We start from the raw sequence: 10537 nt of genomic DNA, 5'->3' as shown, positions 1-10537 counted from the left end.
TAAACCATATGGGGTTAATAGGAGTTCATGATGCAAGTTATCAAGTTTGGCAAAGCGGCTGCTCTGGTTGTTGCTTTCGGCGTTGTTGTTGGCTGTTCCTCCAAGGGTGGTGACACCTCTGGCGCAGTTGATCCGAACGCTGGCTACGGCGCAGGCAGCAACGGCGCTGGTATGGACAACGGCATGAACAGCGAAGAAGCTGCTCTGCGCGCCATCACCACTTTCTACTTCGAGTACGACAGCTCCGAGCTGAAGCCGGAAGCCATGCGCGCTCTGGACGTTCACGCCAAGGACCTGAAGTCCGCTGGTAACCGCGTTGTTCTGGAAGGTCACACTGACGAGCGCGGTACTCGCGAGTACAACATGGCTCTGGGCGAGCGTCGTGCGGCCTCCGTACAGCGTTACCTGGTTCTGCAAGGCGTGTCTCCGGCTCAGCTGGAACTGGTATCCTACGGCGAAGAAAAGCCTGCAGCGATGGGTTCTACTGAAGAAGCCATGGCTCAGAACCGTCGTGTAGAGCTGCGCAAGTAATAAAAGAGGTCTTATGAAGGGTTACAGAGGCATCGTAATGGCCTTGGCACTGTCGCCGCTGGCGGCAGTTGCCCAGGTCCCGGTAATGGAAGGTAGTTCGAGCAACGCGTCGTCTGCCAGTTACGGGGGTTCCTCTGTGACCCAACAGGCCCCGGCTGGCCTTTCAAGTGAAGGCCAGCTGTTTCAACAGCTGTATCAGCTCCAGCAGGAAGTCACTCTGCTGCGGGGCATGCTCGAAGAGCAGAATTACAAGATCAAGCAGATGGAGCAGGACCAGCTTGATCGTTACCAGGATCTTGATCGCCGTCTGTCCGGCATGACCTCCGCTCCGGCTCCCGCCGCCAGTGGCAGTGCGTCGGCTGACAGTGATGTTGCAGCACCGCCTGCCGAAGCGCCAGCGGCCAGCGCCGGCCCGGCTGATCCCGAGCAGGAAAAACTGCTGTATGACGCGTCCTTTGACCTGGTCAAGGCGCGGGATTTTGACAAGGCTGCACAGGCCTTCAATGCTTTCCTCAGGCGTTATCCGAACAGTCAGTATGCAGGCAATGCACAGTACTGGTTGGGTGAGGTCTATCTGGTTCAGTCTGACCTGGAGTCCGCCGGCAAGGCGTTTGCCCAGGTAATCAGCCGCTATCCGAATCACCGCAAGGAGTCGGATGCGATGTACAAGCTGGGCGACGTCGAGCGTCGGCTTGGCAATAACGACAAGGCGCGTGATCTGTTTCAGCAGGTCATCAGCAAGTACCCCGACTCGTCGGCGGCCCAGTTGGCCGGTCGTGAGCTGAATACGCTCAACTGATGATGCGGCCGCTGGCCCGTCGATATGTCTGTGCAAAAGCGCCCTGTGGGCGCTTTTGTATTTCTGCCCCGGAGGTTTCATGAGTCATGCCAATCCTGCGTCAGAAGCGCCTGCCGCCGTTGTGCTGTTGTCCGGCGGCCTGGATTCGGCGACTGTGCTGGCGATGGCTCAGGCGCAGGGTCTGCGCTGCTACACCATGAGTTTTGATTATGGTCAGCGTCACCGCGCCGAGCTGCAGGCGGCCGAGCGGGTGGCGTGTACTGCTGGTGTGGTCGAGCACAAGGTCATTGGCATGAATCTAGGTGGCATAGGCGGTTCAGCGCTGACCGATGACAGCATCGCGGTGCCCGAAGGGCCGCAGGACGGTATTCCGGTGACCTACGTGCCGGCACGCAACACGCTGTTTCTGTCGCTTGCGCTGGGCTGGGCCGAGGTATTGGGTGCGCGGGAGATTTTTATCGGCGTCAACGCAGTCGATTACTCGGGCTATCCCGATTGCCGGCCGGAGTTTATCGAGGCGTTCGAGCGGCTTGCCAATCTGGCCACCCGTGCAGGCGTGGAGGGTGAAGGCTTTCATATTCGTGCACCTTTGCAGCACATGAGCAAGGCAGAGATCGTGCAGGCTGGCGCGGCCCTCGGTGTGGATTACAGTAAGACGGTGTCCTGCTATCAGGCCGATGATCAGGGCAGGGCGTGTGGGCGCTGCGACAGTTGCCGGCTGAGGGCGGAAGGGTTCAGGGCAGCCGGCCTGGCCGACCCGACTCGCTACAGCTGATCTTTTTTCACTGGATGCGAAAAAAGTCTTGAGTTCCTCTGATAAATCAGTAATATAGCGCGCGTCCAGCAGGGGTCGTTAGCTCAGTTGGTAGAGCAGTTGGCTTTTAACCAATTGGTCGTAGGTTCGAATCCTACACGACCCACCACTCTGGATCCTTCCCAGGATGTGATCCCCTTATTGTGTTTTCTACCTTGGCTTCGGCCGAGGCGTTCGCGTTCGTGCGATTCGGCGCCGCTGGGCAGTTTCGGCAGCCGTGCTACAATGCCGCCCTCCGTTGTTCTCCTGATGGATACAAACCATGTCCCAGATTCCCGAGCGTCTGCTCGTTCAGGCCCACCTGGATGCCAAGGCGCCTGCTCCGCTCAGCGATGCAGAGAAGGCAGACTACAAGGCCCGTATTGCAGCAGCGCTGAAGGCACAGAACGCCGTTCTGGTTGCCCACTACTACACCGACCCCCTGTTGCAGGAGTTGGCCGAGGAGACCGGTGGCTGCGTCTCCGACTCGCTTGAAATGGCCCGGTTTGGTCGTGATCACCCGGCCACCACGCTGATTGTTGCCGGTGTTCGCTTCATGGGTGAGACGGCGAAGATTCTGAGCCCGGAAAAGCGCGTTCTGATGCCGACGCTGGAGGCGACCTGCTCGCTCGATCTGGGATGTCAGATAGACGAGTTTTCCGCGTTCTGTGATCAGCATCCGGACCGCACCGTGGTGGTCTATGCCAATACGTCAGCGGCGGTAAAGGCGCGTGCTGACTGGGTAGTGACGTCCAGCTGTGCGCTGCCGATCGTCGAGCACCTGATGGACAAGGGTGAAAAGATCCTGTGGGCACCCGATCAGCACTTGGGTAACTACATTCAGCGTGAAACCGGTGCAGACATGCTGCTGTGGCAGGGCTCCTGCATCGTTCACGAGGAGTTCAAGGCCAAGGCGCTGGAGGATCTGCGCAAGGTCTATCCCGACGCAGCCGTCCTGGTGCACCCGGAATCTCCGCAATCGGTTGTCGAGATGGCCGATGTGGTTGGTTCGACCAGTCAGTTGATTCAGGCGACGCGTGATCTGCCCAATCCGACCTTTATCGTTGCGACCGATCGCGGCATCTTCTACAAGATGCAGCAGGCTGCGCCGGACAGGCTGTTGATTGAAGCGCCAACGGCGGGCAATGGCGCAACCTGTCGCAGCTGCGCGCACTGCCCGTGGATGGCGATGAACACTCTGCCTCGGGTGCTCGCCAGCCTGGAGCAGGGTACTGATGAGATTCTGGTTGATCCCGAGCTGATTCCGCGTGCGGTGCGCCCGCTGGATCGCATGCTCGACTTTACCCGCCAGGCCAGTCTGGCCGCCAAGGGTAATGCCTGACTGCGCGCCCGCCGCGGTGTGCGGCGGGCGTTGCCTTCCCCTACAGTGATTCGATCAGCTCGCGCTGACGCTGCAGCTCGTTCTGCTGCTCCTTGATACGCGAGCTGACAACAAAGTTGCCTCCCGCACGTTGTAACGCCAGGTCAAGTTGCTGCCCGGCCTGCTGCAGGTCGCCGGTCTGCTTGAAGTACTCGGCGCGGGCCAGATGCACGCCCAGGATATTGCCGGCCAGGCCGCGTATTTCTGCCGCCAGGTACCATACGTCCGGATCGCTCTCGCGCTGATTGGCGAGTCGATTGATCGCGCGTTCGGCCTCGGCATACTGCTGCTGTTTCATCAGCAGGTCGGCTTCGGAAAAGGCCAGCGGGAAGTTGTCAGGATAACGTTGCTGCAACCGACGGTTGCGCTCCAGCGCCTGTGCCAGTCGGCCCGCATTGGTGTCGATCTCGATCTGGGCGAGGTTGACCGTCAGGTCATCCGGTGTCGCTTCGAGTAGCGGGGCGAGGGTGCTTGTGGCTTCGCCGTGCTCGCCGCCGCGGCTGAGTGCCAGTGCCAGGCCGTAGCGCGCCGCTGCGTGCTCGCCGCCGTTATCGTCAAGCAGGGCGCGGAAGCGCTTGGCAGAGAGCCCCGGGCTTTGCTCGTACTTCAGCTGAACCCGGGCACGCATCATCTGGAAGTTGAGTGAATCCGTACGACCGCTGCCCGCCATCTGTTCGGCACGGTTGCGGGTATCGGCCATGCGCGACTGGCTGACCGGGTGGGTCAGCAGGAACTCGGGCGGCGTGGTGTCGTAGCGGCTGAGCTGGGCGAGACGCTCGAACATGTCCGGCATTGCTCTGGGGTCGTAGCCTGCTTTTTCCAGGTTGAGAATGCCGATGCGGTCGGCTTCCTGTTCATTCTGGCGCGAGAAGCGGCGCTGTTCCTGGATGGCGGCGGCCTGGGTGGTCGCCAAGGCGGCAAAGCCAGCGTCCCCGCCGCCGGCGGCGGCCAGCACAATGCTGGCGAGCATGGCGGTCATGAAGGGCACTTGCATGCGCTGTTGCTGCTCGAGGCCGCGGGCGAAGTGGCGCTGCGACAGGTGGGCCAGTTCGTGGGCCAGAACCGAGGCAAACTCGGCTTCGCTACGGGCATGCAGGAACAGGCCGCCGTTGACGCCCACCACACCGCCGGGCGCGGCAAAGGCGTTCAGTTGCGGACTGTCAATCAGTACAAAAGCCAGGCGGCGGTCGCTCAGCTGGCTGGTTTCCGCCAGACCACGGGTCAGGTCTTCGACAAAGCTTTTCAGTTGCGGATCATCCAGCGTCGGGACTGCGCCCCTGAGCATGGTCAGCCAGGTCCGGCCGAGCTGGTATTCCTGTTGGCGGGACATGATGGACGAGCTGGTGTCGCCAAGGGAGGGCAGGTTGAACTCGTCGCCGGCGGGCAGGGCAATGCCGGGCAGCGTCATTGATACTGCAAGCATCATGGCCCTGACGAGCGGTCGGCTGGACATCCTTTTTTGCATCATTTTTGTTGCGTACCCGTGCTGGCAGTTGTCGGAGTGAGAGCCGTCAAGGCTATACTGTGGCCCACTCGCTGTGGAGTCCCTGCATGTCTGTTGAAAACACCCATCTACCCATCGACGTCGAGCTGGACGCCCGCGGTCTGTCTTGCCCGTTGCCCTTGCTCAAGGCAAAGCAATCCTTGAACGGCATGGTAGCAGGCCAGACGCTGCATGTGGTTGCCACTGATGCGGGGTCTCAGCGGGATATTCAACGCTTCGCGGAGTTGTCCGGACATGCATTGCTTGAGTCCCGGGTATTGGACGGCGAATTTCACTATTGGTTGCGTAAAGCAGATTAGGTTCCGATGCTAAAAGTTTTTCGAGGCTGGGTTCAGCGCTATTTCTCCGACGAAGAGGCGGTTGTGCTTGCGGTTGTGCTGGCGCTGGGGTTTGCCATTGTTATCAGTTTCGGTGACAAGCTGGCGCCGTTGCTGACCGGTGTGGTGCTCGCTTATCTGCTGCAGGGGCTGGTATCGCGGCTGCAGCGCTGGCTGCCGCACGGCCTGGCAGTCTGGATTGTGTTTCTGCTGTTTCTCGGCGCGTTGGCGGCACTGTTCGGCGTGCTGGTGCCGCTGGTCTGGAAGCAGATGCTGAATCTGTTCAACGAGCTGCCGGGAATGATCGCCTCCTGGCGTGATCAGCTTCTGCATCTGCCTGAGGAGTATCCGTCGTTCATTTCCGCCGCGCAGATTGAGCGCCTGATGGCCTCCATCAACGGCGAGGTGGGCTCGTTTGGTCAGTGGGCGCTGTCGCAGTCACTGGCGAGCCTGCCGGTCATCGTTACGGTGCTGGTTTATCTGGTGCTGGTACCTATCCTGGTGTTCTTCTTCCTCAAGGACAGCCAGACCATAACCGATTGGGCCGTGAGTCATCTGCCGCGTGAGCGCCGGCTGATGCGCGTCGTCTGGACCGAGATGAACCAGCAGATTGCCAATTACATTCGCGGCAAGGCGGTCGAAATTCTGATCGTAGGGGCGGTAACCTACATCTCGTTTGCCATTCTCGGCGTCAACTACGCGGCGTTGCTGGCGGTGCTGGTGGGCCTGTCGGTGCTGGTGCCGTATATCGGCGCTACGGTTGTAACCATCCCGGTTGCCGTGATTGGTCTGTTCCAGTGGGGGCTCGGTAACGAGTTCATGATGCTGATGATCGTTTACGGCGTGATTCAGGCACTGGACGGCAACGTGCTGGTGCCCATTCTGTTCTCCGAAGCGGTCAACCTGCATCCGGTGGCAATTATCGCCGCTGTGCTGATCTTCGGCGGTTTGTGGGGGTTCTGGGGGGTATTCTTTGCGATCCCGCTGGCGACCCTGTTCAAGGCCGTGCTCTACGCCTGGCCACGCGGCATTGAAGCCGCCCATGACATCAAGTCAGAAGAGCTGCCTCGGACCGAGCAGGCCTGAGGCAGCGAACGAGTACCTGACGATCAGCCGAGGGTGCGGACGGCGGCCAGCACCTCGGCCACGTGGCCGGGTACCTTCACCTTGCGCCATTCCTGACGCAACACGCCCTTGGCGTCGATCAGGAAGGTGCTGCGCTCGATTCCCTCGTATTCCTTGCCGTACAGCTTCTTCAGCTTGATTACGTCGAACAGGCGGCATAGCGCCTCGTCCGGGTCGCTGATCAGCTCGAATGGGAACTCATGCTTGGCCTTGAAGTTGGCATGGGTGCGCAGGCTGTCCTTGGATACCCCGTAAATGACCGTGTTGGCCGCTGCAAACTCGGCATGGGCGTCACGAAAGTCCTGGCCCTCGGTGGTGCAGCCGGGGGTGTTGTCCTTGGGGTAGAAATAGATCACAACGTTCTTGCCGGCCAGGCTTGCCGGTGTCACGGTCTGCTCGCCAGTGGCCTGGGCGCTGAAATCCGGTACGGGCTTGTTCAGTTCAACGTGCATGAAAACCTCGTCAGCTAGTCAGTGAAGCGGACGCCAGGGTTCGATCACGGCATCCAGGTTGAGTTCGTCACAGAAGTCCAGAAACTGCTCCCGCAGCCAGCTTAGCTGGGTCTGCACCGGAATGGCGATGGTCAGCGTCAGGTTCAGCATCGCGGTGCCGGTGTGCTGGGCCAGATAGGTGAAGCTGTGCAGCTCCTCGATGTCGATGTTCAGGTGCTGAAAGAAACGACAAAGTTCACCGACCAGTTCGGGCCGCTGGGCCGCCGTCACAAATACGTTGTACGGCAGTGCCTGGGGGCGCTCGTCGATGCTGTGGCTGCGGCTCATGGACAACTGGAAGTGCTCACGCTTGGCCAGCGCCGGCAGCAGCGACTCCAGGCGTGCCAGCGCATCCCAATTGCCGCTGAGCTGAAGCAGCAGAACGGCGCAGGAGCCATGGCGACTCATCCGGCTGCTGACGATCTGGCAGCGGTGCTCGGTGCACAGGCGAGTCAGCAGGCTGGCAAGCGATGTGGTTTCCTGGCCCATGACATGAACGACCAGATATTGCTCGCGGTGACTCGGGGTGCTGGACATTGGGTTCCTCGGGCTGAAAAAAGGGCATCGCCCGTCTGGCGGGCGCAAAGCAAGGGCCTATTGTCACAGCCTGTCGGGAGCGGTTCAACTGCCGCCGCCGATTGGGTTGATGCCCTGTGTCCAGAGGGCTGTCGATCCGTCGCAAGCCTGCGTATTTAATCGGCGCTTCCCTTGTACTGGCCGCAGCGCGAAAGTACCATTGCCGTTTATTGTTTCAAGTGGAGAGTTGCATGATCTCGGGTAGTCTGGTGGCGCTGGTAACACCCATGGATTCCGGCGGGGGCCTCGATTGGCAGGCACTGGAGCGTCTCATCGACTTCCACCTGGAGAAGGGCACCGATGGCATCGTTGCAGTCGGTACCTCCGGCGAGTCTGCAACCCTCGATATGGCCGAGCACAAGGAAGCCATTCGTCGGGTGGTACAGCAGGTGGCCGGCCGCATTCCCGTGATCGCCGGTACCGGTGCCAACTCTACGCGTGAAGCCGTTGAGCTGACCGAAGCCGCACGCAGTGTGGGCGCTGATGCCGCATTGCTGGTGACGCCCTACTACAACAAGCCGACCCAGGAAGGCCTGTACCTGCATCACAAGCATATCGCCGAAACCGTGGCTATCCCGCAGATTCTCTACAATGTGCCCAGCCGAACGGCCTGTGACATGTTGCCGGAAACTGTCGAGCGCCTGTCTGCCATCAGTAATATCGTGGGTATCAAGGAAGCGACCGGTGACCTGCAGCGTGCCCGTGAGGTGATTGAGCGGGTCGATGGTCGTATGGCGGTCTACTCGGGCGACGACGCAACTGCCGTAGAACTCATTCTGATGGGCGGCAAGGGCAATATTTCGGTTACTGCCAACGTCGCACCGCAACAGATGCATGAATTGTGCGCTGCTGCCCTGCGTGGCGACGAGCAGACTGCCCGTCGTCTCAATGAAGCCTTGATGCCGTTGCACAAGGCACTGTTTATCGAATCCAATCCGATTCCGGTCAAGTGGGCGTTGATGGAAATGGGCCTGATCGCCGATGGCATTCGTTTGCCTCTGACGCCGCTCAGTGCTCGCTGCCATGACGCCGTGCACGGCGCTCTGCGCCAATGCGGGATGCTGTAATCTAACCGGGAAGACCTGTTGACCAAGGAAACGTTTATGAAGCCTGTGCTGAGTGCACTGACTCTGGGGGTATTGGCCAGCCTGAGCGGCTGTGGGTATCTGATGGGCGACAACGGATTTTTCCGTGATCGTGGCAGTGACTATCAGCAGGCCGAGGTCGCACCGCGGATGACTATCCCGGCAGATCTGCAAACGCGTTCCATTGGCGATCTGCTGCCGGTGCCGGGCCAGGTAGCAGCTGCGCCGGCCGGAGAAGACGGCTTTGAAACGCCGCGCCCACGCCCGATGCTGGCCAGCGCCGACAGCTCGGCCTTTGCTCTGCAGCAGCAGGGCAGCTCACGCTGGCTGGTGGCTCAGCTGCCTGCCAACGAAGTCTGGCCGCTGCTGGCACGCTTCTGGTCCGATTATCGGGTGCCCATGGCCGAGCAGGACGCTGCGCTCAGCGAGTTCTCCACCGAGTGGGTCAACTTCGGTGAGGCTGCCGGTAATCCGCTGGTGCGTCGCATGATGCCGCTGCTTGAGGATGGCCGCCGGGTGGACGATGAGGAGCAACGCTTCCGTGTTCGCCTGGAACCGGGCGTCAACGCCGGCACCAGCGAGATCAAGGTGATCCATCAGAACCGGGACATTGGCGACAGTGACAGCCAGTGGCCGGCGCGTTCCGATAACCCCAACTTCGAGCGTGGTCTGCTGGCCGAGCTGGAAACTTATCTCAACCAGAGCGTTAGCGCTGGCGGTAGTGCTCTGGTCTCGAGCATCATCAACAGTGGTCCGGTTGAGAACAGCCTCGAGCAGGACGGCGCAGGCAACAGCGTCCTGTACATCAGCGCCGACTTTAACCGCGCCTGGGCCGATGTTGGCGAGGCCCTGGCTCGCGCCGATGTCCTTGTGACCGACTACAATCGCAGCTCCGGTGTCTACTATGTTGACCTGGATCGGACCCGCTCCGAGAAGGAAGAGCCGGGCTTCTTCGCCCGCTGGTTCGGTGGTGACGATGAAGCCGAGCAACAGGTAGCTGACGAGAATCAGCTGCAGGTGCGCCTGACCCCGTCCTCCAACCGGATTGAAGTCAGTGTCGATGCCGGCATTGAAACAGCGGCAGATTCGGCACGCGCGCGCGACCTGCTGGAGCGCATTCAGCGCGGCTTGAACGAGGGGTCCAACGGCGGTGCGCTATTGCTCCCTCGGTAGTGGCAGTCGTGGTAACGGCACCCTGATTGAACAGGGTGCCACTCGGGTGCTGGTGGATTGCGGTTTCAGCCTGCGGGCCACCGAGCAGCGCCTCGCTGAAGCCGGTCTGCGGGGCGACCAACTGAGCGCCATTGTTGTCACCCACGAGCACAGCGATCATATCCAGGGGGTCGGCAAGCTGGCACGCCGCTATGGCTTGCCGGTATACCTTACCCCCGGTACCGGCTTTGAGCTGCGCGAAGAGGGCCTGGATCTGCGCTGGGTCGATCTGCACGGGCGCTTCGAGATTGGCGATCTGGAGATTACCCCGGTTGCCGTGCCCCACGATGCGCGTGAGCCCTGTCAGTACATCTTTGACGACGGCCGGCGGCGCTTCGGCGTGCTGACCGATACTGGCACCATTACCCCCTGGATCGTTGAACATTACGCCGATCTGGATGCGCTTTTTCTCGAAGCCAACTATGATCCGCACATGCTGTCGGTCGGCCCCTATCCGGCCTTCCTGAAAGCGCGTGTAGGCGGTGATCTGGGCCACCTGAGCAATCAGCAGGCGGCCGGATTTCTGCGCATTGCCGGCGGCCGCGAGCGTTTGCAGCATATTGCCGTGGCCCATATCAGCGAAAAGAATAATCGGCCCGAGCTCGCTCTGGCCGCCATGCAGGAGGCCCTGACCGATTGGTCCGGCAACCTGCTTATGGCACATCAGAATCAAGGGCTGCCCTGGCAGACCATCGAGTAACACCCATCACCATGTTGCGGACA

Annotated in this window: 12 protein-coding genes and 1 tRNA gene; 10 read left to right on the top strand and 3 right to left on the bottom strand. The window is 60.8% G+C overall.

The genetic code is table 11. The annotated features are described in order from the left end of the window. Nucleotides 1-30: 30 nt before the first annotated feature. The 5 genes from pal to nadA all read left to right on the top strand — a co-directional run bounded on the left by pal (nt 31) and on the right by nadA (nt 3465). A complete protein-coding gene (gene pal, locus B7O88_RS09395; RefSeq protein ID WP_088275530.1) occupies nt 31-531 on the top strand; it encodes a peptidoglycan-associated lipoprotein Pal in 501 nt (166 codons plus the stop codon). Between the two features lie 13 nt (nt 532-544). Further along, a complete protein-coding gene (gene ybgF, locus B7O88_RS09390; RefSeq protein ID WP_088275528.1) occupies nt 545-1330 on the top strand; it encodes a tol-pal system protein YbgF in 786 nt (261 codons plus the stop codon). Between the two features lie 79 nt (nt 1331-1409). After that, entirely contained in the window at nt 1410-2105 is a 696-nt protein-coding gene (gene queC, locus B7O88_RS09385) for a 7-cyano-7-deazaguanine synthase QueC (protein ID WP_088275526.1), read from the top strand. A 72-nt stretch (nt 2106-2177) separates the two neighbouring features. Then, nucleotides 2178-2253 (top strand) — tRNA-Lys (locus B7O88_RS09380). 153 nt (nt 2254-2406) lie between these two features. Then, nucleotides 2407-3465: a quinolinate synthase NadA gene (gene nadA / locus B7O88_RS09375; RefSeq protein WP_088275524.1), complete on the top strand. Its 1059-nt coding sequence runs from the start codon at nt 2407-2409 to the stop codon at nt 3463-3465. Nucleotides 3466-3505: 40 nt separating this feature from the next. Here nadA and B7O88_RS09370 read toward each other — a convergent pair whose 3' ends face one another. Further along, nucleotides 3506-4930 (bottom strand): M48 family metalloprotease, encoded by a 1425-nt coding sequence (locus B7O88_RS09370; protein ID WP_088275522.1) that lies wholly within the window; start codon nt 4928-4930, stop codon nt 3506-3508. A gap of 125 nt (nt 4931-5055) precedes the next feature. On the opposite strand from B7O88_RS09370, the gene B7O88_RS09365 reads away from it, so the two are divergent. Both B7O88_RS09365 and B7O88_RS09360 read left to right on the top strand, forming a co-directional pair. After that, nucleotides 5056-5307: a sulfurtransferase TusA family protein gene (locus B7O88_RS09365; RefSeq protein WP_088275520.1), complete on the top strand. Its 252-nt coding sequence runs from the start codon at nt 5056-5058 to the stop codon at nt 5305-5307. Nucleotides 5308-5313: 6 nt separating this feature from the next. Next, nucleotides 5314-6411 carry an AI-2E family transporter gene (locus B7O88_RS09360; RefSeq protein WP_088275518.1) on the top strand — a complete coding sequence of 366 codons (1098 nt, stop codon included), beginning with the start codon at nt 5314-5316 and terminating at the stop codon, nt 6409-6411. A 23-nt stretch (nt 6412-6434) separates the two neighbouring features. On the opposite strand, the gene B7O88_RS09355 is transcribed toward B7O88_RS09360, so the two are convergent. Together B7O88_RS09355 and B7O88_RS09350 are read right to left on the bottom strand one after the other, a co-directional pair. Continuing rightward, a complete protein-coding gene (locus B7O88_RS09355; RefSeq protein ID WP_088275516.1) occupies nt 6435-6902 on the bottom strand; it encodes a peroxiredoxin in 468 nt (155 codons plus the stop codon). Nucleotides 6903-6920: 18 nt separating this feature from the next. Next, a complete protein-coding gene (locus B7O88_RS09350; protein WP_088275514.1) occupies nt 6921-7478 on the bottom strand; it encodes a glycine cleavage system transcriptional repressor in 558 nt (185 codons plus the stop codon). 230 nt (nt 7479-7708) lie between these two features. Here B7O88_RS09350 and dapA point away from each other — a divergent pair, with 230 nt between their 5' ends. From dapA to B7O88_RS09335, 3 genes are read left to right on the top strand one after another with little or no spacing between them, the layout of a single operon-like run. Continuing rightward, nucleotides 7709-8584, top strand: coding sequence for a 4-hydroxy-tetrahydrodipicolinate synthase (gene dapA, locus B7O88_RS09345; RefSeq protein ID WP_088275512.1), 876 nt, complete (start codon nt 7709-7711; stop codon nt 8582-8584). A gap of 36 nt (nt 8585-8620) precedes the next feature. Continuing rightward, nucleotides 8621-9775 (top strand): outer membrane protein assembly factor BamC, encoded by a 1155-nt coding sequence (gene bamC / locus B7O88_RS09340; RefSeq protein ID WP_088275510.1) that lies wholly within the window; start codon nt 8621-8623, stop codon nt 9773-9775. Next, nucleotides 9753-10514, top strand: a complete 762-nt coding sequence (locus tag B7O88_RS09335; protein WP_088275508.1) for an MBL fold metallo-hydrolase — start codon at nt 9753-9755, stop codon at nt 10512-10514. Before bamC ends, B7O88_RS09335 begins: the two co-directional genes overlap by 23 nt. The last annotated feature ends 23 nt before the right edge of the window (nt 10515-10537 follow it).

Origin of the sequence: Halopseudomonas aestusnigri (assembly GCF_002197985.1) — a bacterium.
Classification (GTDB): Bacteria; Pseudomonadota; Gammaproteobacteria; order Pseudomonadales; family Pseudomonadaceae; genus Halopseudomonas; species Halopseudomonas aestusnigri.
This window is presented reverse-complemented; position numbering and strand designations above follow the sequence as displayed.